Source organism: Pseudorhodoferax soli, from assembly GCF_003337555.1.
Classification (GTDB): Bacteria; Pseudomonadota; Gammaproteobacteria; order Burkholderiales; family Burkholderiaceae_C; genus Pseudorhodoferax; species Pseudorhodoferax soli.
Map to the genome: position 1 here is coordinate 399,268 of NZ_QPJK01000008.1, position 24,766 is coordinate 424,033.

24 protein-coding genes are annotated in these 24,766 nt (G+C 69.7%); 21 read left to right on the forward strand and 3 right to left on the reverse strand.

What is annotated here, in order from left to right; genetic code table 11:
- Positions 1 to 9 precede the first annotated feature (9 nt).
- The 5 genes from DES41_RS27190 (at position 10) to uca (ending at position 6,780) form a co-directional block, all read left to right on the forward strand.
- Positions 10 to 825: an ABC transporter permease gene (locus DES41_RS27190; RefSeq protein ID WP_114470729.1), complete on the forward strand. Its 816-nt coding sequence runs from the start codon at positions 10 to 12 to the stop codon at positions 823 to 825.
- Positions 822 to 1,673, forward strand: a complete 852-nt coding sequence (locus tag DES41_RS27195) for an ABC transporter ATP-binding protein (RefSeq protein WP_114470730.1) — start codon at positions 822 to 824, stop codon at positions 1,671 to 1,673. Before DES41_RS27190 ends, DES41_RS27195 begins: the two co-directional genes overlap by 4 nt.
- Positions 1,670 to 2,380 carry an urea amidolyase associated protein UAAP1 gene (locus DES41_RS27200; protein WP_114470731.1) on the forward strand — a complete coding sequence of 237 codons (711 nt, stop codon included), beginning with the start codon at positions 1,670 to 1,672 and terminating at the stop codon, positions 2,378 to 2,380. The genes DES41_RS27195 and DES41_RS27200 overlap by 4 nt, the downstream gene beginning before the upstream one ends.
- A 13-nt stretch (positions 2,381 to 2,393) precedes the next feature.
- On the forward strand, positions 2,394 to 3,032 hold the full coding sequence (locus DES41_RS27205; RefSeq protein WP_114470732.1) for an urea amidolyase associated protein UAAP2: 639 nt from the start codon (positions 2,394 to 2,396) through the stop codon (positions 3,030 to 3,032).
- A 148-nt stretch (positions 3,033 to 3,180) separates the two neighbouring features.
- The gene (uca, locus tag DES41_RS27210) at positions 3,181 to 6,780 is read left to right on the forward strand and encodes an urea carboxylase (protein ID WP_114470733.1); all 3,600 of its coding nucleotides are present in this window, start codon (positions 3,181 to 3,183) and stop codon (positions 6,778 to 6,780) included.
- A 28-nt stretch (positions 6,781 to 6,808) separates the two neighbouring features.
- Here uca and DES41_RS27215 read toward each other — a convergent pair whose 3' ends face one another.
- Complete coding sequence (locus DES41_RS27215) at positions 6,809 to 7,252, reverse strand: universal stress protein (protein WP_114470734.1); 444 nt, start codon at positions 7,250 to 7,252, stop codon at positions 6,809 to 6,811.
- 104 nt (positions 7,253 to 7,356) lie between these two features.
- Between DES41_RS27215 and DES41_RS27220 the strand changes: the two genes are divergently transcribed.
- Both DES41_RS27220 and ccoS read left to right on the forward strand, forming a co-directional pair.
- On the forward strand, positions 7,357 to 9,702 hold the full coding sequence (locus tag DES41_RS27220) for a heavy metal translocating P-type ATPase (protein WP_114470735.1): 2,346 nt from the start codon (positions 7,357 to 7,359) through the stop codon (positions 9,700 to 9,702).
- On the forward strand, positions 9,702 to 9,836 hold the full coding sequence (gene ccoS, locus DES41_RS27225) for a cbb3-type cytochrome oxidase assembly protein CcoS (RefSeq protein ID WP_056899354.1): 135 nt from the start codon (positions 9,702 to 9,704) through the stop codon (positions 9,834 to 9,836). Before DES41_RS27220 ends, ccoS begins: the two co-directional genes overlap by 1 nt.
- A gap of 34 nt (positions 9,837 to 9,870) precedes the next feature.
- Here ccoS and DES41_RS27230 read toward each other — a convergent pair whose 3' ends face one another.
- Positions 9,871 to 11,124: a pentapeptide repeat-containing protein gene (locus DES41_RS27230; RefSeq protein ID WP_170168301.1), complete on the reverse strand. Its 1,254-nt coding sequence runs from the start codon at positions 11,122 to 11,124 to the stop codon at positions 9,871 to 9,873.
- A 200-nt stretch (positions 11,125 to 11,324) separates the two neighbouring features.
- On the opposite strand from DES41_RS27230, the gene ccoN reads away from it, so the two are divergent.
- From ccoN to DES41_RS27265, 7 genes are read left to right on the forward strand one after another with little or no spacing between them, the layout of a single operon-like run.
- Positions 11,325 to 12,767, forward strand: coding sequence for a cytochrome-c oxidase, cbb3-type subunit I (gene ccoN / locus DES41_RS27235; RefSeq protein ID WP_114470737.1), 1,443 nt, complete (start codon positions 11,325 to 11,327; stop codon positions 12,765 to 12,767).
- Positions 12,768 to 12,788: 21 nt separating this feature from the next.
- A complete protein-coding gene (gene ccoO / locus DES41_RS27240) occupies positions 12,789 to 13,412 on the forward strand; it encodes a cytochrome-c oxidase, cbb3-type subunit II (protein WP_114470738.1) in 624 nt (207 codons plus the stop codon).
- A gap of 9 nt (positions 13,413 to 13,421) precedes the next feature.
- Complete coding sequence (locus DES41_RS27245; protein WP_114470739.1) at positions 13,422 to 13,559, forward strand: cbb3-type cytochrome oxidase subunit 3; 138 nt, start codon at positions 13,422 to 13,424, stop codon at positions 13,557 to 13,559.
- Between the two features lie 9 nt (positions 13,560 to 13,568).
- Positions 13,569 to 14,468, forward strand: a complete 900-nt coding sequence (ccoP, locus tag DES41_RS27250) for a cytochrome-c oxidase, cbb3-type subunit III (protein WP_114470740.1) — start codon at positions 13,569 to 13,571, stop codon at positions 14,466 to 14,468.
- Positions 14,469 to 14,508: 40 nt separating this feature from the next.
- Positions 14,509 to 15,960, forward strand: a complete 1,452-nt coding sequence (ccoG, locus tag DES41_RS27255; protein ID WP_114470799.1) for a cytochrome c oxidase accessory protein CcoG — start codon at positions 14,509 to 14,511, stop codon at positions 15,958 to 15,960.
- A gap of 11 nt (positions 15,961 to 15,971) precedes the next feature.
- The gene (locus DES41_RS27260) at positions 15,972 to 16,226 is read left to right on the forward strand and encodes a nitrogen fixation protein FixH (RefSeq protein ID WP_114470741.1); all 255 of its coding nucleotides are present in this window, start codon (positions 15,972 to 15,974) and stop codon (positions 16,224 to 16,226) included.
- A gap of 28 nt (positions 16,227 to 16,254) precedes the next feature.
- Positions 16,255 to 16,482 carry a hypothetical protein gene (locus DES41_RS27265; protein WP_114470742.1) on the forward strand — a complete coding sequence of 76 codons (228 nt, stop codon included), beginning with the start codon at positions 16,255 to 16,257 and terminating at the stop codon, positions 16,480 to 16,482.
- Here DES41_RS27265 and fnr read toward each other — a convergent pair.
- On the reverse strand, positions 16,460 to 17,179 hold the full coding sequence (gene fnr, locus DES41_RS27270) for a fumarate/nitrate reduction transcriptional regulator Fnr (protein WP_114470743.1): 720 nt from the start codon (positions 17,177 to 17,179) through the stop codon (positions 16,460 to 16,462). The two genes, DES41_RS27265 and fnr, sit on opposite strands and share 23 nt — an antisense overlap.
- Before the next feature lie 113 nt (positions 17,180 to 17,292).
- On the opposite strand from fnr, the gene hemN reads away from it, so the two are divergent.
- From hemN to DES41_RS27305, 7 genes are all read left to right on the forward strand, one after another.
- On the forward strand, positions 17,293 to 18,702 hold the full coding sequence (hemN, locus tag DES41_RS27275) for an oxygen-independent coproporphyrinogen III oxidase (protein WP_114470744.1): 1,410 nt from the start codon (positions 17,293 to 17,295) through the stop codon (positions 18,700 to 18,702).
- 7 nt (positions 18,703 to 18,709) lie between these two features.
- Positions 18,710 to 19,420, forward strand: a complete 711-nt coding sequence (locus DES41_RS27280; RefSeq protein WP_114470745.1) for a sulfite exporter TauE/SafE family protein — start codon at positions 18,710 to 18,712, stop codon at positions 19,418 to 19,420.
- Positions 19,421 to 19,778: 358 nt separating this feature from the next.
- Positions 19,779 to 20,990 carry a porin gene (locus tag DES41_RS27285; RefSeq protein WP_147282974.1) on the forward strand — a complete coding sequence of 404 codons (1,212 nt, stop codon included), beginning with the start codon at positions 19,779 to 19,781 and terminating at the stop codon, positions 20,988 to 20,990.
- 12 nt (positions 20,991 to 21,002) lie between these two features.
- Positions 21,003 to 21,425 (forward strand): type 2 periplasmic-binding domain-containing protein, encoded by a 423-nt coding sequence (locus tag DES41_RS27290; protein ID WP_114470747.1) that lies wholly within the window; start codon positions 21,003 to 21,005, stop codon positions 21,423 to 21,425.
- A 33-nt stretch (positions 21,426 to 21,458) separates the two neighbouring features.
- Complete coding sequence (locus DES41_RS39640; protein WP_114470748.1) at positions 21,459 to 23,036, forward strand: methyl-accepting chemotaxis protein; 1,578 nt, start codon at positions 21,459 to 21,461, stop codon at positions 23,034 to 23,036.
- A gap of 32 nt (positions 23,037 to 23,068) precedes the next feature.
- On the forward strand, positions 23,069 to 24,364 hold the full coding sequence (locus DES41_RS27300; protein ID WP_114470800.1) for an HD-GYP domain-containing protein: 1,296 nt from the start codon (positions 23,069 to 23,071) through the stop codon (positions 24,362 to 24,364).
- A gap of 65 nt (positions 24,365 to 24,429) precedes the next feature.
- Complete coding sequence (locus tag DES41_RS27305) at positions 24,430 to 24,762, forward strand: hypothetical protein (protein WP_114470749.1); 333 nt, start codon at positions 24,430 to 24,432, stop codon at positions 24,760 to 24,762.
- Positions 24,763 to 24,766: the final 4 nt, after the last annotated feature.

Consider the following 24,766-nt stretch of genomic DNA (forward strand, 5'->3'; position numbering starts at 1 on the left):
ACGCACACCATGCGTTTCATCAACCGCCACCCCGGCCTGGGCGGGCGCTGGCTGCTCGCGCTGCTGCCGCTGGTCCTGCTGCTGCTGGCTTATGGCGTCGGCTCGGCCATGCGCCTGGCCGACAACCCCGACGACAAGCTGCTGCCCGGCGCCACGCAGATGCTGGACGCCATCGCGCAGCTGGCGTTCAGCGAAGACCCGCGCACCGGCGAGGTGCTGCTGTGGTCCGACACCGCCGCGAGCCTGACGCGCCTGCTGCTGGGCATCGCGATCTCGGCGCTCGTGGGCCTGTGCCTGGGCATCGCGGCCGGCGTGTTCCCGCTGCTGGGCGCCTCGCTGTCGCCGTTCCTCGCCGTGCTGTCCATGGTGCCGCCGCTGGCCATCCTGCCGATCCTGTTCATCGTGTTCGGGCTGGACGAGCTGTCCAAGGTCATGCTGATCGTGATCGGCATCACGCCGGTGCTGGCGCGCGACCTGGAGCAGCGTTCGCGCGAGATCCCGCCCGAGCTGTTCGTCAAGGCGCAGACGCTGGGCGCCAACAGCTGGACGCTGGTGCTGCGCGTGGTGTTGCCGCAGCTGCTGTCGCGCCTGTTGCTGTCGCTGCGGCTGATGCTGGGCGCGGCCTGGCTGTTCCTGATCTCGGCCGAGGCGATCTCGGCCACGGCCGGCCTGGGCTACCGCATCTTCCTGGTGCGGCGCTACATGGCCATGGACGTGATCCTGCCCTACGTGGCGTGGATCACGCTCTTGGCCTGGGCCATGGACTGGGGGCTGCGCTGGCTGAACCGGCGCTGCTTCCCGTGGTCGGAAGGGGGTGTGAAATGAGCACCGCCGGGCCCCCCCAAGGTGATCGGCACCGCAGCCCGCAGGGCGAAGGTTCCACAGCCCGCTACATCGACGCACGCCATGTGTGGCAGCGCTACGGCGATCACGTGGTGCTGGAGAACCTGAACCTGGCGGTGCAGGAGGGCGAGTTCTGCACGCTGGTCGGCGCCTCGGGCTGCGGCAAGTCCACCTTCCTGCGGCTGCTGCTGGGCCAGGAGACGCCGAGCAAGGGCCAGCTGCTGCTGCAGGGCCAGCCGCTGGCGGCCGAGCCCGACGCGAGCCGCGGCGTGGTGTTCCAGCGCTATTCGGTGTTCCCGCACCTGTCGGTGCTGGACAACGTGGCCATCGGCCTGGAACTGCCGGCCGCGCCGCTGTGGGGCCGGCTGTTCGGCGCTCGCAAGCGTGTGGCACGCGAGGCCGCCGCGCAGATGCTGGAACGCGTGGGCCTGGGCCATGCGCTCGGCAAGTACCCGAGCCAGCTGTCGGGCGGCATGCAGCAGCGCCTGGCCATCGCGCAGGCGCTGATCGTGCGGCCGCGCGTGCTGCTGCTGGACGAGCCCTTCGGTGCGCTCGATCCCGGCATCCGCAAGGACATGCACGTGCTGCTGCTGGAGCTGTGGCGCGAGACGCGGCTCACCGTGTTCATGGTCACGCACGACCTGGCCGAAGGCTTCCACCTGGGCACGCGGCTGCTGGTCTTCGACAAGCTGCGCATCGACCCGCAGGCGCCGCAGGCCTATGGCGCGCGCATCACCTACGACATCCCGCTCAACCCGGAGCGCAGCGGCGGGGCCCTGGCGGCCCTGGCACGCGTGACCGACACACCCATCCTGGAGACCCAAACATGACCAGCCAGAACCTCTTCGAGGAAACCGTGCCCGGCGGCGGCCACACCTCGTTCATCCTGAAGCGCGGCCAGCAGCTGACGCTCACCGACCTCGAAGGCTGCGCCAACGTGAGCCTGATGCTGCTCAACGCCCACCAGCCCAGCGAGCGGCTGAACCTGCCCGACACGCTCAAGGGCCAGCACACGGCGCGGCTGACCGCGGGCCACTGCCTGGTCTCCGACATGGGCCGCGTGCTGGCCTGCATCACGGCCGACACCTGCGGCTGGCACGACCCTTTCGGCGGCGTGCTCAACGCCGACGAGGTGCGCGAGAAGTACGGCGCCGGCCGCTACCAGGAGCTGCGCAACGGCTTTTACCGCAACGGCGTGGACAACCTGCTGGTGGAGATGGGCAAGTGGAACCTGGGCCTGCAGGACCTGCTGATGGTGCTGAACCTGTTCAGCAAGGTCACGGTCGACGGCGAAGGCGCCTTCCACTTCGCGGCCCATCACGCCAAGGCCGGCGACCAGATCACGCTCTACGCGCCGATGGACACGCTGGTCGTGCTGACGGCGCTGCAGCACCCGATGGACCCGGACCCGCGCTACGCGCCGCGGCCCGTGCAGCTGGAGGTCAGCCTGGCCGAGGGCGACGTGGCCGCCGCTTGCCGCACGTCGCGCCCCGAGAACGCGCGCGCCTTCCAGAACACCGAACGCTTCTACGCCTGAAGGAGACCCGCCCATGCAGACCACCACCTCCAGCCCCCGGCACGCCGAGACCGCCGCGTTCCGCCACGTGATCCCGGCCGGCGAGCCCTACCTGTTCGACGTGAAGGCCGGCCAGACGCTGCGCCTGCTCGACCTCGAAGGCAACCAGGCCGTCGACACGCTCTTCTACAGCGCCGCCAACCCGCGCGAGCGCTACGACGCGCAGCGCACGCTGCGCCGCCAGGGCAAGGTCTACCTGACCACCGGCAGCGTGCTGTATTCCAACCTCGGCAACCCGCTGCTGACCATCGTGGCCGACACCTGCGGGCGCCACGACACGCTGGGCGGCGCCTGCGCGCAGGAGAGCAACACCGTGCGCTACGCGCTGGGCAAGCGCTACATGCACAGCTGCCGCGACAACTTCCTGTGTGCCTGCCTGCACGACGGCCGCCTGGGCAAGCGCGACATCGCGGCCAACATCAATTTCTTCATGAACGTGCCCGTCACGCCCGAGGGCGGGCTCACGTTCGAGGACGGCCTGTCCGCCCCCGGCAAGTACGTGGAATTGCTGGCCGCGATGGACGTGGTGGTGCTGATCTCCAACTGCCCGCAACTCAACAACCCCTGCAACGGCTGGAACCCCACGCCGGCGGAGGTGCTGGTATGGAACTGAAGGAACTGGCGCTGTGGCTGCTCGACTGCTTCGAGCGCTACGCCCGCCGCTACCAGCGCTGAATCTCGAGGCTGAGCCTCCCGCCATGGACGGCCATGGCGCGACCCTTTCCATCGCGGGACGGCCCGCTGTTTGAAAGCCGTTCGATATGTTCGACAAACTCCTGATCGCCAACCGCGGCGCCATCGCCTGCCGCATCCTGCGCACACTGCGCGCCATGCAGGTCCACGGCGTCGCCGTCTACGCCGAGGCCGATGTGGCCAGCCAGCACGTGAGCCAGGCTGACGAGGCCCATAGCCTGGGCGAGGGCGCTGCCTCCAGCACCTACCTCGCGGTGGACAAGCTGCTGGCCGTCGCACGCGCCACGGGCGCGCAGGCCATCCACCCAGGCTACGGCTTCCTGTCCGAGAACGCGGCCTTCGCCGAGGCCTGCGCGGCGGCCGGCATCGCCTTCGTCGGCCCCACGCCCGAACAGCTGCGCGTGTTCGGCCGCAAGCACACCGCGCGCGCATTGGCGCGTGCCCAGGGCCTGCCGCTGCTGGAAGGCACGGAACTGCTGGAGAACGTCGAAGCCGCGCTGGCGGCCGGCGAGCAGGTCGGCTATCCCGTCATGCTCAAGAGCACGGCCGGCGGCGGAGGCATCGGCATGCGTGTCTGCCGTTCGGCCGGTGAACTCACACAAGCCTTCGAGACCGTGCGCCGCCTGGGCCAGAACAACTTCAGCGACGCTGGCGTGTTCATGGAGAAGTACATCGAACGTGCGCGCCACCTCGAGGTGCAGGTCTTCGGTGACGGGCGCGGCGACGTGCTGGCCCTGGGCGTGCGCGACTGCTCGGTGCAGCGGCGCAACCAGAAGGTGCTGGAAGAGACGCCAGCGCCAAACCTGCCCGAGGGCATGGCCGACGCCCTGTGCGCTGCTGCCGTGCAACTCGCCAAAGCCGTGCAGTACCGCAGCGCGGGTACGGTGGAGTTCGTCTACGACAGCGACGCTGGCCGCTTCTACTTCCTCGAAGTCAACACGCGCCTGCAGGTCGAGCACGGCGTGACCGAGCAGGTCTGGGGCGTGGACCTGGTGCGCTGGATGGTAGAGCTCGCAGCCGACACGCTCGCGCCGCTGGCCGAACTCGCGCAGGCGCTCAAGCCGCAGGGCCACGCGATCCAGGCCCGGCTCTACGCCGAGGACACCGGCCGCGACTTCCAGCCCAGCCCGGGCCTCTTGACCGAGGTGCAATTTCCGCCAGCCGATGGCCGCGCGCTGCGCATCGACACCTGGGTCGAGGCCGGCTGCGAGATCCCGCCCTTCTTCGACCCTATGGTGGCCAAGCTGATCGCCTGGGCGCCTGACCGCGAGCAGGCGCGCGCTGGACTCGACCGCGCGCTGGCCGACACGCGCCTGTACGGCGTGGAGACCAACCGCGGCTACCTGCGCCAGATCCTTGCCGATGCGCCCTTCGCCAGCGGCCAGCCCTGGACGCGCTGCCTCGAAGGACTGCTCGTGCGCGACCACGGCTTCGACGTGCTGTCCGCCGGCACGCAGACCACCGTGCAGGACTGGCCCGGCCGCCTGGGCTACTGGGCGGTGGGCGTGCCGCCGTCCGGCCCCATGGACGACCGCGCGCTGCGCCTGGCCAACCGCCTGCTCGGCAACCCCGAGGGCGCGGCCGGCCTGGAGATCACCATGGCCGGCCCGCGCCTGCGCTTTCGCTGCGACGCGGTGGTGGCCGTGACAGGCGCGCCGCTGCCCGTGCTGCTCGATGGTGTGCCCCAGCCCATGGACCGAACGCTGTTCGTGCCGGCCGGCAGCACCCTGGCGCTGGGCCAGGTGGCCGAACGCGGCGCGCGCAGCTATCTCACGCTGCGCGGCGGCCTGCAACTGCCCGGTTACCTGGGCAGCCTGAGCACCTTCACGCTGGGCCAGTTCGGCGGCCACGCCGGCCGGGCGCTGCGCGCGGGCGACGTGCTGCACCTGCTGCCGCTGGTCGACGCTTCGACCGGCGCCGCGCTGCCGGCCGCGCTGGTACCGCCGCTTGCGGCCGTGCGCGAACTGCGCGTGGTCTACGGCCCGCACGGCGCGCCCGAGTACTTCACGCCCGCGTCCATTGCGAGCTTCTTCGCCACGGCCTGGGAGGTGCACTTCAACTCCAGCCGCACGGGCGTGCGCCTGATCGGCCCCAAACCGGAGTGGGCGCGCGCGACCGGCGGGGAGGCCGGCCTGCACCCGTCCAACATCCACGACAACCCCTATGCCGTGGGCGCGGTCGACTTCACGGGCGACATGCCTGTGGTCCTGGGGCCGGACGGTCCCAGCCTGGGCGGCTTCGTCTGTCCCGTGACCGTCATCGAGGCCGACCTGTGGCAGCTGGGCCAACTCAAGGCCGGAGACCGCCTGCGCTTCGTGCCGGTGGACATCGCCACCGCACGCCGGCTCGCCGATGCGCGCGCACAGGAGGTGGCGGCGCTCGCGCCGGTGGCCGTGGACTGGGCGCCGGCGCCGTTGGCCTCGCCTGTGGTGCTCGACCTCGGCGAAGCCGACCGTCGCCTCGTCGCGCGCCTGTCCGGCGACACGCACCTGCTGCTGGAGATCGGCGCGGCCGAACTCGACCTGGTGCTGCGCTTGCGTGCCCACGCGCTGATGCAGGCCTTGCAGGACCAGGCGCTGGCCGGCGTGGTCGACCTCACGCCCGGCATCCGCTCGCTGCAGGTGCACTACCGGCCGCAGGCGCTGCCGCTGGCGCGGCTGCTGCAGGTGATCGCCGGCCTGTGGGACGGGGTGTGCGCCGCGCGCGACCTGGCCGTGCCCTCGCGCACCGTGCATCTGCCGCTGTCCTGGGACGACCCGGCCTGCCAGCTGGCGATCCAGAAGTACATGACGACCGTGCGCAAGGACGCGCCCTGGTGCCCCAGCAACCTGGAGTTCATCCGCCGCATCAACGATCTTCCTGACCTGGACGCCGTGCAGCGCACCGTGTTCGAGGCGCGCTACCTCGTCATGGGCCTGGGCGACGTCTACCTGGGCGCGCCCGTGGCCACGCCGCTGGACCCGCGCCACCGGCTCGTGACCACCAAGTACAACCCGGCGCGCACCTGGACGGCCGAGAACTCGGTCGGCATCGGCGGCGCCTATCTGTGCGTCTACGGCATGGAGGGCCCGGGCGGCTACCAGTTCGTCGGCCGCACGCTGCAGATGTGGAACCGCTGGCGCCACGTCGAGGCCTTCGGCGGCAAGCCCTGGCTGCTGCGCTTCTTCGACCAGATCCGTTTCGAGCCCGTGAGCGCGGAGGAACTGCAGCGCATCCGGCGCGACTTCCCGCTGGGCCGCTACCCGCTGCGCATCGAGGAAGGCGAGCTGCGGCTCGCCGACTACCAGATTTTCCTGGCGCGCGAGGCCGAGGGCATCGCAGCCTTCCGCGCGCAGCAGCAGGCCGCCTTCGCGGCCGAGCGCGCGCGCTGGATCGCCAACGGCCAGGCCGAATTCTCGAGCGAGGAGGCCGCGCCCGACCTGGGCGAGGAGCCGCCGCTGGCACCAGGCCAGCACGCGGTGGACAGCCACATCGCGGGCAACCTGTGGCAGGTGCGCGTGCAGGTCGGGCAGACCGTGGAGGAGGGCGAGGAACTCGTGGTGCTCGAGTCCATGAAGATGGAGATCGGTCTGGCCGCGCCGCAGCGCGGCATCGTGCGCGAGGTGCGCGTGCAGCCTGGCTCGCCGGTGCGGGCCGGCCAGAGGGTGGTGGTGATCGAGGTGGCCTGATCCGAGGAAGGCCGGCCGCCTCCCGGGCTCAACGCAGCACCAGCACCGGGATGTGCGAGTGCGTCAGCACATGCTGGGTCTCGCTGCCCAGCAACAACCGGCTCACGCCGCGGCGACCGTGCGAGGCCATCACGATCAGGTCGCAGTGGTGCTTCTGCGCGGTGGCGATCAGGGCCTCGGAGACCTGGTCGCCGCGCACCACCACGGGCGTCACGGTGACCTTCCTGGACAGGCCGGCGGACTGCACGGACTCCAGTTCCTGGAGCGCGGCCGCGCTCCAGTTGGCCTCGGTGCGCTCGATCTCCTTGATGTCGATGGCCATCGCGCCGTCGAAGTAGCTCTGCGGATAGGGCGGCACCACCTTCACGGCGACCAGGGACGCGCCGAGCTTGCCGGCCAGGTCGAGCGCACTGTCGACGGCCTTTTGCGACAACTCCGAACCATCGGTGGCAACCAGGATGCGTTGGTACATGGTGTTTCTCCTTTGAAGTGGTGTGTTCAGCATAGGCCGCCCCTGCCGGAATGGGTTGATGTACGTCAAGACGTGGGGAATAGGCGCTGGCTACGCTCGGGGCCATGCCGTCCAGCCCCCCGTTCGTCGCGCCACCCGCGCCACCCGCGTCACCTGTGCCGCGCGGGTTGGACTGGATCGACGACCCCGAAGAATGGGCCGCGTTCAGCCGCCCGTCAGGCGACCATGGCAGCGGTGTCTGGGAGTCCAGCCTGGCCATCGAAGGCATGACCTGCGCCGCCTGCGCACTGGCGGTCGAGGACGCGCTGCGCGCCGTGCCCGGCGTGCTGGCGGCCGAGGTCGGCGCGGCCAGCCGGCGTGCGCGGGTGGTCTGGCGCGCGGGCCGGGCTCCGCCCTCGCAATGGCTGGCCGCAGTGCGCCAGGCCGGCTACCGCGGGCTGCCGCTGGCCGATCTCGCGCTGCGCGCCGAACGCCGGCGCGACGCACGGCTGGTGCTGTGGCGCTGGCTCGTGGCCGGGCTGTGCATGATGCAGGTCATGATGTACGCCTGGCCCGCGTACACCACGGCGCCGGGCGAGATCTCGGCCGATGCGCAGGCGCTGCTGCGCTGGGCTTCCTGGGTGCTGAGCCTGCCCGTCATGCTGTTCTCGTGCGGGCCGTTCTTCCGCGCTGCGCTGCGCGACCTGCGGCGGCGCCGCGTGGGCATGGACACGCCGGTCACGCTGGGCATCCTCATCACCTTCGTCGTCAGCAGCTGGGGCACCTTCGAGCCGGACGGCATCTTCGGTGCCGAGGTGTATTTCGATTCGCTGACCATGTTCGTCTTCTTCCTGCTCGGCAGCCGCTGGCTGGAAGAGCGGCTGCGCGACCGCACCGGCGGCGCGCTCGATCTGCTGCTGCAGCGCCTGCCCGACGGCGTGGAGCGCGAGCGGGCCGACGGTGCACGCGAGCAGGTGGCCGCCCACCGCGTGGCCGTGGGCGACGTGCTGCACGTGCGGCCCGGCGAGGCCTTCGTGGCCGATGCGCTGGTGCTGGACGGGGAGACGTTGGTCGACGAGGCCCTGCTGTCCGGCGAGTCGCGCCCCGTGGCGCGCGGCCCGGGCGCGCGCGTGCTGGCCGGCAGCTACAACCTGGCGGCGGCCGTGCGCGTGCGCGTCACGGCCGCGGGCACCGACACGCGCTTCGCCGAGATCGCCGCGCTCATGGACGAAGCGGCGCGCTCGCGGCCGCGCCTGGCGCAGCTGGCCGACCGCATCGCGCGGCCTTTCCTGCTGCTGGTGCTGCTGGCGGCTGCTGGCGCGGCGCTGTTCTGGTGGCGCCACGACCCCGGCCATGCGCTCATGGTCGCCGTGGCCGTGCTGATCGTCACCTGCCCCTGCGCGCTCTCGCTGGCCACGCCGGCCGCGATGCTGGCCTGTGCCGGCGCCTTGGCGCGCCACGGCGTGCTGGTGCGCCGGTTGCAGGCGCTGGAAGCGCTGGCCCGGGTCGACACCGTGGTCTTCGACAAGACCGGCACGCTCACGCGCGACGCCCTCGTGGTGGGTGCGGTGCAGACGCGTGCCGGCATCGACCGCGCGCAGGCGCTGGGCATGGCGGCCGCGCTGGCCGCGCACTCGCTGCACCCGGCCTCGCGCACGCTGGCAGCGGCCGGGCGCGCCGGTGCGCACGAGGAGCAGTGGCAGGTGGCCGACCTCGCCGAGGAACCCGGCCTGGGCCTGCGCGGACGCCTGCTGCGCAACGGCTGGCCGTGGCCCGGCGCGCTGCGCCTGGGCTCGGCCGCGCACTGCGGCATCGCCGCACCGCCTGGCGCCGAGACCATGGTCTGGCTTGCCGACGAGCAGGGCATGCTGGCCTCCTTCGTGCTTCACGAGGACGTGCGCGCCGACGCGGCCGCCACGGTGCAGCGGCTCGCAGAGATGGGCGTGGCGGTGCAGCTGCTGTCGGGCGATGCGGACGCGGCCGTGGCGCGTGTGGCCGCGCAGCTGGGCATCGCCGAGGCGCGCGGCGGCTGCTCGCCCCAGCACAAGCTGCAGGCCCTGCGCGCGCTGCAGCGGCAGGGCCGCCACAGCGCCATGGTCGGCGATGGCCTCAACGACGGCCCGGTGCTGGCCGGTGCCGACGTGTCGTTCGCGTTCGGCCAGTCCGTGCCGCTGGCGCAGGCGCAGGCCGACTTCGTGGTGCCGGGCGGTGCACTCATGCGCGTGGCCGACACGCTCGCGCTGGCGCGCAAGACCATGGCCGTGGTGCGCCAGAACCTGGCCTGGGCCGCGCTCTACAACGCGGTCAGCGTGCCGCTGGCCGTGGCGGGCTGGATGCCGGCCTGGCTGGCCGGCCTGGGCATGGCGGCGAGTTCGTTGCTGGTCGTGCTCAATGCGCTGCGCCTGTCGGCCGCGCTGCCAGTCGGCGATGCCATGCCCGAGCCCATGCGGCTGGCTACCGAGAGCCGCTGATGGACATCCTGTTCCTGCTGATCCCGCTGTCCGTCGTGTTGGTCTTCTGCATCCTCGGCGGCCTGTGGTGGGCCATCGAACGTGGCCAGTTCGAAGACATCGAGGCCGAGGGCGAGCGCATCCTGCGGGACTGACATGCGGCGCGCCAGGGCTGCACCGGCATGGGATCTATTGCAGCCAAGGGCGGCACGGTCCTGGGGCTTCCGCGGGCGTTACGCGGCTCTCCACGTTGTACCTTGCGGGTGTCGACTTCTGGATCACATACCACATCGCGTGGTGGCTGTGCGAGACGGTTTTTCCCTTGCGCGGCGATAGCGCCGTTTCCGCAAAGCTGCTGTCGTCGAATGTGGGCCCCCAGACAAAGAAGCAAGCGGTGCGTGGCGCGCGGGCTTGCAGCGTCGCCACGAACCGGTTCAGCGATGTACTTCCGCTGAAGGAACAGCGTGTGAAGCGGGTGCCCACAAGGCGCGCGCCATCGAGCTGCGTGTTGTGGAAGTTGCAGTCCTCGAAGGCCAGCCATGACAGCCTTGCGCCTGCGAAGTTGGTTTCCTCGAAACGGATGCCGCGCGCGAAGCCCAGCGTCCAGCGCCCGCTCCAACTGACGCCGCCAAAGGTCTGCAGAGCTCGTTCGTCGGCGTATCCCGACAACTTGACCGTTGGCAACGCGAACACCACATTGGAGAGGTCAGCGCCGCGAACGGCCCGGTCCCGGTGGAACATGGCGTTGAGCACATCGACGATCGCTTTGCCGTTGGTCTGCACGCGGTCCGCGAGTGCCTGGATGGCCGGTGCGTCGCTGTCCATGCGCTCCCAGGTGTCGAAATCCTCCGGCAACAACTTCGCCCCCTCGATCAACTGCTCCTGCAGTTGAAGATTGCTTTGCCGCAGCAGCGCGACGATGGCAAGCGATCCATGCTTGGCCAATGTGGCGATGATGTGGCTGATGACCGTCGGGTTCTGCTCGATCTCCAACAGCGCCACCAGCAGTTGGGCCGCGTTGTCTCGATGGATAGGCGCTTGCGGCCCGAGATAGGCCGAGAGCGTCGAGATCGCCGCCAGCTTTGAAGTGGGATTGGCATCGAAGAACTGGCGCTGCGCGGCGAAGAATGCCTCGCTGTGGCGCCTGCTGGATTCTGCTTCATGCGCCGCTCGCTGCCCGTTCAGGGTCAACAGCAAACCGCCGACCGCGACCACGGCCGTCACCAACGTGCCGATGGTCTTCCAGCGCTCAAACGCGAATGCTCTTGCAGCACTTGCCTGGCTCGCGCTGAAGCTGCGTCTGGCGAGCCGAACATCAGCACCAATCTTGGCGATCTCGGCACGCAGCTTGCGCACCTCCATTGCCTTTTTCCTGCGGTCGAGGGTTGTCTCGTCCGCCGCGCCGGCGCTTGCGGATGGAACTTGCACTGGGTCGGCGTCCATGATTCTCCCCGTTGCGGCATGACACCTGGCAAGCGTACGGCATCCGATGCCATGGCGCATCTGCGCATCCGTCACAGAAGGCCGCTGCGCTGCCATCGTGTTCTCGCTCGCCCCCCCTTGACGTGCATCAAAGCGCTGCGCGCGCGCGTACCGGACACTGCTCTTCAGTGCTGAAAAAGCGTTCAAGAGAAGAGGCAGCGATGGATCAATCGACAAGCCCGGCCGCGGTCTACAACGACGCCGTCGTGCGCCAGTTTTCCGTGATGGCCGTGGTCTGGGGGGTGGTGGGCATGCTGGTCGGCGTCGTCATCGCCGCGCAGCTGACATGGCCCGAACTGAACCTGGGCATCCCATGGCTCAGCTACGGCCGGCTGCGGCCGCTGCACACCAATGCGGTGATCTTCGCGTTCGGCGGGTGTGCGCTGTTCGGCACGGCCTACTACGTGGTGCAGCGCACCTGCCAGGTCCGGCTGTTCGGCGGCTGGCTGGCGTCGTTCACGTTCTGGGGCTGGCAGGCCGTGATCGTGGCCGCGGCCATCACGCTGCCGCTGGGCTACACCTCGGGCAAGGAATACGCCGAACTCGAATGGCCCATCGACATCCTGATCGCCGTGGTCTGGGTGTCCTACGCCATCGTGTTCTTCGGCACCATCGGCACGCGCAAGGTGCGCCACATCTACGTGGCCAACTGGTTCTACGGCGCCTTCATCATCGCCGTGGCGCTGCTGCACATCGTCAACAGCGCGGCCATGCCCGCGAGCTTCTGGAAGAGCTACTCGGCCTACGCCGGCGTGCAGGACGCGATGGTGCAGTGGTGGTACGGCCACAACGCGGTGGGCTTCTTCCTCACCGCGGGCTTCCTCGGGATGATGTATTACTTCATCCCCAAGCAGGCCGAGCGCCCGGTCTACAGCTACCGGCTGTCCATCGTCCACTTCTGGGCGCTGATCTTCACCTACATGTGGGCCGGCCCGCACCACCTGCACTACACGGCGCTGCCGGACTGGACGCAGTCGGTCGGCATGGTGTTCTCGCTGATCCTGCTGGCGCCCAGCTGGGGCGGCATGATCAACGGCGTGATGACGCTGTCGGGCGCCTGGCACAAGCTGCGCGACGACCCGATCCTGCGCTTCCTGATCGTGGCCCTGTCGTTCTACGGCATGAGCACCTTCGAGGGGCCGATGATGTCGATCAAGACCGTCAACGCGCTCAGCCACTACACCGACTGGACGGTGGGCCACGTGCACTCGGGCGCGCTCGGCTGGGTCGGGCTCATCACCATGGGCAGCCTGTACTACCTGATCCCACGCCTGTTCGGCCAGAAGCAGATGTACAGCGTCAAGGCCATCGAGCTGCACTTCTGGAGCGCCACCATCGGCATCGTGCTGTACATCGCCGCGATGTGGATCGCCGGCGTGATGCAGGGGCTGATGTGGCGTGCCGTGAACACCGACGGCACGCTGACCTACACCTTCGCCGAATCCGTCAAGGCCACCTGGCCCTTCTACGCGGTGCGCCTGCTGGGCGGCCTGCTGTACCTGGGCGGCATGCTGGTGATGGCCTGGAACATGGTCATGACCATGCTCAACGCGCGGCCCGCCGCCGTCGCCATCCCGCTGCCCGCCGCGGCCGCGGCCCACTGACATCCACGCACGAGAACAACCATGTCGCAGAACCTCGACAAGCCGGGCACGCACGAGAAGATCGAGACCAACAACTTCCTCATGATCGTGCTGATCCTGCTGGTGCTGCTGGTCGGCGGACTCGTGGAGATCGTGCCGCTGTTCTTCCAGCGCACCACCACGGTGGCGATCGAAGGCGTCAAGCCCTACACCGGGCTGCAGCTGGCCGGCCGCGACGTCTACCTGCGCGAGGGCTGCTACAACTGCCACTCGCAGATGATCCGCCCGCTGCAGGCCGAGACGCTGCGCTACGGCCACCATTCGCTGGCCGGCGAGTTCGTCTACGACCACCCGTTCCAGTGGGGCAGCAAGCGCACCGGCCCCGACCTGCACCGCGTTGGCGGCAAGTACAACGACGAGTGGCACCGCATCCATTTGATGAACCCACGCGACGTGGTGCCCGAATCCAACATGCCGGCCTACGCCTGGCTGGACAAGGCCACCATCGACGGCGAGCAGCTGGCCGCCAACATGCGCGCGCTGCGCCGCCTGGGCGTGCCGTACAGCGACGAGGAGGTCGCCAAGGCGCCTGCGGACGTGAAGGGCAGGACCGAGATGGAGGCCACGATCGCCTACCTGCAATCCCTTGGTCTGGCCGTGAAGTAGAGGCGAGCCATGGACATCAACACCCTGCGTTCCGTGGCCACCGTGGCCTCGTTCATCGCTTTCGTCGCGATCTGGGCCTGGGCCTGGTCGCGCGGCAACCGGCAGTCGTTCGACGAGGCAGCGCATCTGCCTTTCGAGCAGGAGTAAGAGGACACCATGAGCGATTTCACAAGCGGCTTCTGGTCGATCGCGATCATTGCCGTGACCCTGGGCGGCATCCTGGCCTGCGTGCTGCTGCTGTGGGGCGCCGGCAAGGCGCGCGTCTCGCCGACCGGCGACAACACCACGGGCCATGTCTGGGACGGCGACCTGCGCGAGATGAACAACCCGCTGCCGCGCTGGTGGGTCTGGATGTTCGTCATCACCGTGGTGTTCGGCGTGCTCTACCTGGTGCTGTACCCCGGCCTGGGCGACAAGCCCGGCACGCTGAACTGGAGCTCGTCCGGCGAGCACGCGGCCGATGTGGCCAAGCACCAAGCCACGACGGCGCAGGTCTATGCGAAGTACGCCGCGATGCCCGTGCCCGAGATCGCCAGGGACGCGCAGGCCCAGGCGATCGGCGAGCGTCTGTTCATGAACAACTGCGCCCAGTGCCACGGCTCGGACGCACGCGGCAGCAAGGGCTTCCCGAACCTCGCGGACGGTGACTGGCTCTGGGGCGGCGAGCCTTCGGTGATCGCCGAGACCATCGCCAAGGGCCGCATCGGCAGCATGCCGCCCATGGCCGCGGCCGTGGGCACGCCCGACGATGTGCGCAACGTGGCGCACTACGTGCTGAGCCTGTCGAATGGCCCGCACGACTCGGTGCGCGCCGCGCTGGGCAAGTCCAAGTTCACGGCCTGCGCGGCCTGCCACGGCAGCAACGGCAAGGGCAATCCGCTGCTGGGCGCGCCCAACCTGACCGACGACATCTGGCTGCACGGCTGGGGCGAGGAGGCCATCGTGGCGATGGTCAACAACGGCAAGACCAACCAGATGCCAGCGCAGGAAGGCAAGTTCAGCGCGGAGCAGATCCGGGTGCTGGCCTCCTATGTGTGGGGGCTGTCCAACCGCTGAGCCTGCCATGGGCACCGCCGGGCCGGCCCCGGGTGCTCGCATGGCAGCGCGTCAGCGTGGAGGTACTTCAGTGAACACCGAGCGCAAGGTCATCCCCATCCAGCCCGATCCCGCGCTGATTCCCCTGTTCGAGGCCCAGAGGACGGTCTACCCGCGCACTGTCGCCGGCTTCTTCCAGCACTGGCGCTGGGCGTTCGTGTGGCTCACGCAGCTGGCCTTCTACGGTACCGCCTGGCTGCAGTGGGGCGAGCGGCAGGCGCTGCTGTTCGACCTCGAGGCGCGGCGCTTCTACATCTTCGGCCTGGTGCTGTACCCGCAGGACTTCATCTACCTCGCCGGCCTGTTGGTGATCTCTGCGCTGGCGCTGTTCCTGTTCACGGCCGTGGCTGGCCGGCTGTGGTGCGGCTTCTCGTGCCCGCAAACGGTCTACACCGAGATCTTCCTGTGGATCGAACGTCGGATCGAGGGCGACCGCGCCGCGCGCATGAAGCTCGACGCGGCGCCCCTGTCGCTGGAGAAGCTGGTCAAGAAGTGGTTCAAGCACATCGCCTGGACCGTCTTCGCGCTCTGGACCGGTTTCAGCTTCGTCGGCTACTTCACCCCGATTCGCGCACTGGCGATGTCCTTCATCACCACCACGATGGGGCCGTGGGAGGTCTTCTGGGTGCTGTTCTACGGCCTGGCCACCTATGGCAATGCGGGCTTCCTGCGCGAGCAGGTCTGCAAGTACATGTGCCCCTACGCGCGCTTCCAGAGCGCGATGTTCGACCGCGACACGCTGATCGTGAGCTACGACGCGGCGCGCGGTGAGCCGCGCGGCAGCCGGCCACGCAGCGCCGACCCGACGGCGCGCGGGCTGGGCGCGTGCATCGATTGCACGCTGTGCGTGCAGGTCTGTCCGACCGGCATCGACATCCGCCAGGGCCTGCAGTACGAGTGCATCGGTTGCGGCGCCTGTGCCGACGTTTGCGATGGCGTGATGGACAAGATGGGCTACGCGCCCGGCCTCGTCAGGTTCACCACGCAGCAGGGCCTGGCCCAGGGCTGGAGCCGCGCGCAGATCTGGCGCCGCGTGTTGCGCCCGCGCGTGCTGGTGTACGCGGCCGTGCTGCTGGCGATCTCGCTGGGCCTGGCCGTGAGCCTGGCGCTGCGCACGCCGTTCAAGGTGGACGTGGTGCGCGACCGCGGTGCCATGGCCCGGATCGTGGCCGGTGGCGCCATCGAGAACGTCTACCGGCTGCAGATCATGAACGCCACCGAATCGCACCAGCGCTTCGCCATCGCCGCGAGCGGCCTGCCGGGCCTGGTCGTGACCTCCGAGCCCGAGGTCGAGGTGGACGCCACGGCCTCACGCTGGGTCGCCGTGCGGCTGCAACTGCCGCACCAGCAGGGCGCGGCGGCAGGCGGCTCGCATCCCATCCATTTCGAGCTGCGCATGCTGGACGGCGACGCCCGCGTGCGCGAGAAGTCCGTGTTCTTGATTCCCCGGTGAAGGAGACTTCGATGCAAGCACAAGCACGACAACAAGCCCGTCCCGCACGGCCCTGGTGGCGCTACGGCATGGTGTGGATGGTGATCGGCGGCCCGTTGGTGGTCGTGGTGGCCGGCATCGCGACGGCGGTGATCGCCTTCCGCGGTGCCGACCCGGTGGTCCGGCCGGCCCCGGCCCAGGTGGCGGCCGAAGAGGCCTTCGACCTGCAGCCCGCCATGGCCGGGCGCAACCACGCGGCGACCGGCAGCGTGCCGGCGCCGCGCTGAGGGCGGCGCGGTGGCAGTGCGGTATGGGATGTGGATCGCCTGGCCGGCCTTCCTGGCCGCCGGCGTGCTGGAGATCATCGTGTTCGCGCTGGTCGACCCGCACGACCTGCACTGGCTGGGCCGTGCGCTCGACTGGTCGGCGATGGCGGTCTACACCGCGAGCTTCTTCGCGTTCTGGGCGGTGGCGATGGCCGGCAGCGCGCTCACGCTGCTGCTGGCCACGCCGCAGTACCTCAGTGGCAGACCTGGGGATTGACGATGCGCTGCAACGCATCGGCATCGAGGATGCGCAGGTGCCGCTGCTTGACCTCGACGATGCCATCGTCTCCGAACTTGGAGAAGGTGCGGCTCACGGTCTCGAGCTTGAGGCCCAGGTAGCTGCCGATCTCCTCACGCGTCATGCGCAGCACCAGTTCGCTGCGCGAGAACCCACGCGCATGCAGGCGTTTGACTAAATTCAGCAGGAAGGCCGCCACGCGCTCTTCGGCCCGCATGCTGCCCAGCAGCAGCATCACGCCGTGCTCGCGGACGATCTCGCGGCTCATGATCTTGTGCACGTGGTGCTGCAAGGCGTTGACCTCGCGCGAGAGTTCTTCGAGCCGGTCGAACGGCATCACGCAGACCTCGGCGTCTTCGAGCGCCACGGCGTCGCAGCTGTGCTTGTCGCTGACGATGCCGTCCAGGCCGATGATCTCGCCGGCCATCTGGAAGCCCGTGACCTGCTCGCGGCCGTCGTCCGTGGCCACCGTGGTCTTGAAGAAGCCGGTGCGGATCGCGTAGAGCGAGGTGAACTTCTCGCCGCTGCGGAACAAGCTGGCGCCGCGCTTGATGGACTTGCGCGTCGCGACGACTTCGTCGATGCGCTCCAGCTCCTGCTGGTCCAGCTGCATGGGCATGCACAGCTCACGCAGGTTGCAGTTGGAACAGGCGACTTTGATGGTGTGCGGGAGCATGGCGTCCTTTCATGACGTGGCGCAAATTGTCTCAAACCCGGGTGGCTGAAGACTTGATCTGGGTCAAGGTCTGACCAGATCGAACGCGGCACAGTGGCGGCAGAGGATTTCCCATGACCACTTCACTGGCTTGCCCTGCCGCCTGCGCGGTACCGACCGACGTTCTGCGGCGCTTCGACCGGCCCGGCCCGCGCTACACCTCCTACCCCACGGCCGACCGCTTCGTCGAGGCCTTCGGTCCCGAAGACCTGCGCCAGGCGCTGCTGCAGCGCCGCCACGGCGGGGCGGGGCAGGCGCTGCCGCTGTCGCTGTACGTGCACATCCCGTTCTGCGAGTCGCTGTGCTACTACTGCGCCTGCAACAAGATCATCACCAAGCGGCATGAGAAGGCCGGGCCCTACCTGGACTACCTGGCGCGCGAAGTCGATCTCTACGTGGCCATGCTTGGCGAAGGCCAGCAGGTGTGGCAGCTGCATCTGGGCGGCGGGAGCCCGACCTTCTTGAACGACGAAGAGCTGGGCCGGCTCATGGGGCTGCTGCGGCGCCGCTTCGCGCTGGCGCCGGGCGGCGAGTACGCCATCGAGATCGACCCGCGCACCGTGGACGCGACGCGGCTGCAGCACCTGGCCCGCCTGGGCTTCAACCGGCTCTCGTTCGGCGTGCAGGACTTCGACCCTGCCGTGCAGAAGGCCGTGCACCGCGTGCAGCCTTATGCGCAGGTGGAGCAACTGGTGCACAGTGCGCGCGGCCTGGGCTTCGAATCGATCAACGTCGACCTGATCTACGGCCTGCCACTGCAGACCCCGGCCTCGTTCGCGCAGACGCTGGAGCAGGTGGTGCAGCTGCGGCCCGAGCGCATCGCGCTGTACGGCTACGCGCATCTGCCCGAGCGCTTCAAGCCGCAGCGCCGCATCCATGCCGGGCAGCTGCCCGATGGCGCTGCGCGGCTGGCCATGCTGGGTGCGGCGCTGGCGCGCTTCGAGGCCGCCGGCTACGTCTACGTGGGCATGGACCATTTCGCGCTGCCCAGCGACGCGCTGGCCGTGGCCAAGCGCCAGGGCCGGCTGCACCGCAACTTCCAGGGCTACAGCACGCAGCCCGATTGCGACCTGGTCGCGCTGGGCGTGTCCGGCATCGGCAAGATCGGCGCGAGCTACACGCAGAACGCCAAGACCATGGAGCAGTACTGCGACCTGCTGGACCAGGGCACGCTGCCCGTGGTGCGCGGCCTGGCGCTCACGCGCGACGACCTGCTGCGCCGCAGCGTGATCATGGCGCTGATGTGCCAGGGTGCGCTGCAGTTCGAGGCCATCGAGCTGGCCTGGCTGATCGACTTCCACCAGTACTTTGCAGCCGAGCTGGCGCAGCTGCAAGCCTTGCAGGACGACGGCCTGGTGCAGGTCGACGCCCAGGGCCTGCAGGTCACGGCCACGGGCTGGTACCTGGTGCGCGCCGTGGCCATGGTGTTCGACCGCTACGTGCAGGCCGACCGCACGCGTGCCCGCTTCTCGCGCATCCTCTGAGTTCCCCATGGCCGCCGATCCCGGCATGACTGCGCTGCTCATGGGCCTGGCCGGTGGGCCGCACTGCGCGCTGATGTGCGGCGCAGCCTGCGCCGGCATCGGCCGCGCCGCCGGGCCGCACAGCGGCCGCGCGCTCGCGCAGTTCCATGCCGGCCGGGCCGCCGGCTATGCGGCCATGGGCGCGCTGGCCGCCTGGTCCCTGCAGGGCCTGGGCTGGCTGGGCGGCGCCAGTGTGGCCTTGCGGCCGCTCTGGAGCTTCGTGCACCTGGCCGCCATGGCGCTGGGGCTGGTGCTGCTGCTGCAGGCACGCCAGCCGGCCTGGCTGGAGCGCCAGGGCCGGGCGGTGTGGCAGCGCGTGCGCATGCTCGCGCCACGGCGCGGTGGCAGTGTCCTGGTGGGCCTGGCCTGGGCGCTGATGCCGTGTGGCTTGTTGCAGGCGGCGCTGCTGACGGCGGCGCTCGCGGGCGATCCGGTCCGCGGTGCCAGCGCCATGCTGGCGTTCGCGGCGGGCTCGGCACTGTCGCTGTGGGCCGCGCCCTGGTTGGTGATGCGCCCGCCGGCGCTGGCGGGCGGCGCGGGCGGCGTGCTGGCCGGCCGGGCCGAACGGCTCTCGGCCTGGGGAACCCGCCTGGCCGGCCTGGCCTTGTTGGCCAGTTCCTCGTGGGCGCTGTGGCATGGCCTCGTGCATGCCCAGGCGCCCTGGTGCCTGCCGCGCTGAGCACGCACCCTGACTTGCATCCGGTCGGCCCTGCCTGCAGGCCGCGCGCAAGCGGCATGCAGCGCGCCGTTCTGTCGATGCGCTCATGTCTTGTCTACGACCGGCACCGTGGAGGCGACAGCCGGGGCCTGAATGCATGTCGCGTGGAGGAGTTCAAGTCCTAGGATGCATGCAAGAGGGGATAGACAAGAAACAGAACACAAACGACCCGCTGCCTCCCACCGAACGCGCCAGCCGGCGCACGCCCTGTTCCGCAGGTGCCCGCCGGCTGCCGGAGCGGTGCCCGCCGGGCACCGACCACCGCTCCCCGTGCTGCCTGCACAGGCATGCAGGGCCTTGTTCATCGAAGGAGTTCGCCATGAGATTCCAGCTTCGGGCGGCCGTGGTGGCCGCCTTGGCAGGCCTGGCCACCAGCGCCCAGGCGCAGACGCAGGCCGAGTCCATCTTCAGCCTGTCCGGCTTCGGCACCGTGGGTGTGGTCGGCACCAGCAAGGACGGCGCCGAGTATGTGGTCCCGAGCCAGATCCGTGGTGCCGACAAGTCCTGGAGCGGCGAGGTCGACAGCAAGCTGGGCGTCCAGATGGGGGCCAGGTTCAACAGCCAGTTCTCGGCGACGGTGCAGGTGCTCAGCAAGCAGGACGGCAAGGGCAAGTTCACGCCGCAGATCGAATGGGCATTCGCCAAGTGGCAGGCCACGCCGGGCCTGGCCGTGCGCGCCGGCCGCATGGGCGGGCCGTTCTTCGCGGTGTCCGACTTCCGCGACGTGGGCTATGCCAACACCTGGCTGCGCCCGCCCATCGACGTCTACGGCCAGGTGCCCGTGAGCCACTTCGATGGCGCCGACCTGAGCTGGCAGACCAGCGTGGCCGGCAAGGCGCTGACGCTGCAGGTCATCGGCGGCAGGAGTTCCTCGTACGTCGAACGCACCAAGGTCGAGATCGATTCACTGGTCGGCTTCAATGCCACCATTGAGCTGGTCGATGGCTTGAGCCTGCGGCTGGGCCATGTGACGGGCAAGCTGACGGTGAACTCCGGCTCGCTCAACGACCTGGTGGGCGTGCTGCGCCGCACGCCTTTCGCCGGCGTCGGCAACCAGCTGGATCCCAACGACAAGCGGGCCAGCTTCAGCGGCCTGGGCCTGACCTACGACCAGGGCAACTGGATCGTGCTGGCCGAGTACACCAAGCGCAAGACCGAGACCTTCATTCCCGACACCACGGGCTGGTACACGACCCTGGGCTACCGCGTGGGCAAGTTCACGCCCTATGCCACGCTGTCGCGGCTGAAGACCGACGACAGCAATGTCAACAACACCATTCCGGGCTCGGTGGTGTTGCCGGGGATGCAGGCGCCGCTGCGGGCCTATGTCGACGGCGCGACCGCCGCACAGAGCACACCGCAGAAGACCATCGGGCTGGGCGTGCGCTGGGATGGCCTGCGCAACGTGGCCGTCAAGGCCCAGATCGACAGCATCAAGACCACGGGCGCTGGCCAGTTCTACAACGCCGACGCGAGCTTTTCGAACAAGCGCGTCAACGTCTACAGCCTGGCTGTGGACTTCGTGTTCTGAGGAGGGCGCAGCATGACCCGCACCAGAGTCTTCGCCGTGCTGGCCCTGTCGGGCGCGGCATGGGCAGCCCAGGCCCAGGTGGCCGTGGTGGTCGGCGCCAAGAGCGCCACCGCCGCCATGACGGCCGACCAGGTGGCCGGCATCTTCCTGGGCAAGAGCAACCAGTTGCCCGGCGGCGCCGCGGCGGCCGCGGCCGACCTGCCGGAAAGCGCGGCGGTGCGCGAGCAGTTCTACACCAAGGTCACGGGCAAGTCCTCGGCCCAGGTGAAGGCCGGTTGGTCGCGCCTGGTGTTCTCGGGCAAGGCGACGCCGCCCAAGGAGCTGGCCGGCGCAGCCGAGATGAAGAGCTTCGTGGCGGCCAACCCGGACGCCATCGGCTACATCGAGAAGTCCGCCGTCGACGGCTCGGTCAAGGTGGTGTTGAACGTCGATTGACGGTGCCGAGCGGCGGCCGTCCTGGAGGTTGGCATGAATCTGAAGACCCGCATCGCACTGCTGCCCGTGATGGCGGCCTTGCTGTTCGGACTGGGCATCGCCGTGGTGCTGTTCTTTGCAACGCGCACGCAGGAGGCGATCGACCACGTGAGCGAGGTGTCGCACCCTTACCTGGATGCATCCAACCGCTTCGCCAGCCAGCTCGAAGGCCTGGGCAACACCATGCAGAGCGCGGTGGCCGAAGGCGAGAAGAAGCGGCTGGAGGAAGCGGCCGAGCGCGCCGCGACCATGCGCCAGACGCTGGGGCAGATCAAGTCCATCGCCGGCAAGGCCGAGCCCGGGGCGTTGCTGGAGCGCGACTTCGAGGCCTACTACGCCGCGGCGGTGGACACGGCCCAGCTGTTCCTGGGCATCCGGCAGGGCGACCAGGCCGGATCCATTCCGCGCATGCAGGCGGCGCTGAAGCGGCTGGAGACCGGACTGGGCCAGATGCAGGGCGACGCGCGCGCCAGCTTCGATGCCGATCTGGCGCGGGCCGAACTCGGCGTGAACTCCGGCGTGCTGGCGACCGTGGCCAGCGGCCTGGTGGTGGTGGCGGTGCTGGCCCTGGGCTCGTGGCTGCTGATCGCCAGCATCTGGCGCCAGCTTGGCGGCGAGCCGCAGTACGCGTGCGATGTCATGCGCCAGATGGCCGAAGGCGACCTGTCGCAGGCCATCTCCGTGGCGCCCGGCGCCGACGCCAGCCTGCTGGCGGCGGTGCGCGACATGGCGCAGGGCCTGGCCGCCATCGTGGCCCACGTGCGCGGCGGCACCGATGCGATGACCATCGCCTCGCGCGAGATCGCGGCCGGCAACCAGGACCTCTCCGAGCGCACGGAGCGCCAGGCCGGCTCGCTGGAGCAGACGGCATCGCACATGCAGCAACTGACCGAGACCGTGCGCCAGAGCGCCGACGCGGCGCGCCAGGCCAACCAGCTGGCCGGCTCGGCCGCCAGCGTGGCGAAGAAGGGCGGCGCGCTCGTGCATCAGGTGGTCAGCACGATGGAGGAGATCAGTGCCAGCTCGCGCAAGATCGGCGACATCATCGGCGTGATCGACTCCATCGCGTTCCAGACCAACATCCTGGCGCTGAACGCGGCGGTGGAGGCGGCGCGCGCCGGCGAACAGGGGCGCGGCTTCGCGGTGGTGGCCAGCGAGGTGCGTTCGCTGGCGCAGCGCAGCGCCGAGGCGGCGCGCGAGATCAAGGCGCTGATCGGTACCAACGTCACCCGCGTGGGCTCGGGCGCACTGCTGGTCAGGGATGCAGGGGCCACGATGGACGAGATCGTGGCCAGCGTGCAGCGCGTGTCCGACATCATCGGCGAGGTCACGGCGGCATCGACCGAGCAGAGCCAGGGCATCGCCGACGTGAACCGGTCCATCGTGCAGCTGGACCAGATGACGCAGCAGAACGCGGCGCTGGTCGAGCAGGCCGCCGCGGCGGCCGGCAGCATGGAGTCGCAGGCGGGCGACCTGCAGCATGCGGTCGAGCGCTTCCGGCTCGGGGCGGTGGCAGCCCCTGTGGCGCAACCCACGCAAGCCGCGCCGACTTATGCCATGGTCACGACATAATGGTCCGATGCCAGGCCGCGCGCCGTTTCGCCATGGATGACAAGAGCTCGCAGTTGATCGATGTCGGTCAACTCCGGCGGGGTCTGTTCATCCAGCTGGACCTGGGCTGGATGGACCATCCCTTCCCGCGCGGCAGTTTCAAGATCACCTCGAGCGACCAGATCCGCACCATCCGTGCGCTGGGCTTGACGCAGGTGCGCTACTTTCCCGACCGCAGCGATCCCGAGGAGCCGCCCTCGGATTTCGGCGCCATCCCCGCCATCGGCGAGCCCCGCGTCGCGGATGTGGCGCAGGACCGACTGCAGGCCGAGGCGCGCGCCCTGCAGGCGCAGCGGCACCAGCAGCTCGCGGCCCAGCAGGCCAGCCTGCAGCATTGCGAGCAGCGCTTCGGCGAGGTGGCGCGGCTGTACCAGCGTGTGGTCGAGGAGGTGCCCGCACGGCCCGTCGCCATGCGCGAGCAGTGCGAGGCACTGGTGGCCCGCTGCGTGGCCGAGATCCTCGTCGATGGCGAGGCCACGATCCGCCTGCTCTCCGAGGGCAGCGGCGAGAGCCAGGCCACGCACCCGGCCAACACCATGGTGCTGGCCCTGCTGCTGGGCCGGGCGGTGGGCCTGCCGGCGCACGGCCTCGCCGAACTGGGCATCGCGGCGCTGTTGCACGACCTGGGCAAGCAGCAGCTGCCCGCGCAGCTGCGCATGCGCGACGAGCGTTACAAGCCCGAAGAGATGGCGATCTACCGCAGCCATGTGGGCGAGAGCGTGAAGACCGGCCGGCGCATGGGCCTGTCGGCCTGGGCGCTGCAGGCCATCGGGCAGCACCATGAGATGGCCGATGGCAGCGGCTTCCCGGCTGGCGTGCAAGGGGAGGACATGGGCACGGGCGGCAAGGTGCTGGCGCTCGTGAACCGCTATGACCGCTTGTGCAATCCACCTGTGATGGCGCAGGCGCTGACGCCGCACGAGGCGCTCGCGCTGACGTTCGCGCGCCACAAGGCCTGCTTCGATGCCGAGGTGCTGGGCGCCTTCATCCGCATGATGGGTGTGTACCCGCCGGGCTCGGTGGTCCAGCTGGCCAACGAGCGTTTTGCGCTGGTGGTCTCCGTCAATTCCACACGGCCGCTCAAGCCGCGCGTGCTCGTGCATGACCCGGCTGTGCCGCCCGACCAGGCGCTCATCCTGGACCTGGAATCGGTGCCGGAGCAGGGCATCCGCCGCAGCCTCAAGCCGGCGCAGCTGCCGGCGAGCGCGCGCGCCTACCTGGCGCCGGTCTCGCGCGTGCGCTGCTTCTACGAACACCAGCCGCCAGCGCGGGCCCCCGCCGCGGCCTGACGCCGGACACGCCGACGCGGCCACGACCCACAGGCAAGGCCGCCGCAGCGGCGCACCCTCTTGCCATGCGCTCGCACCTGGCCACCGCTGCACTGCTCGCCCCGCTCGTGGGCACCGGCTGGGCCTGGGCCCAGGGCAGCACGGTGGAGCAGATCTACCAGAGCGACCTGGCGATCTGCAACAGCGGCCAGTTGTCCGCCCCGGCGCGCGATGCCTGCGTGCGCGAGGCCGGCCGCCGGCGCGACGCCGCACGCGGCGGGCCGCCGGCGGAGATTCCGCAGACCACACCGGATGGCCGTGCCACCGTGGTCACGCCCGAAGGTGCGCCGCCACCGCCGACGTCCGCCGACCCTGTGCCCTCGCGCGATGGCCGGGCGAATGTCGTTCCGGCCCGCTGAGCGG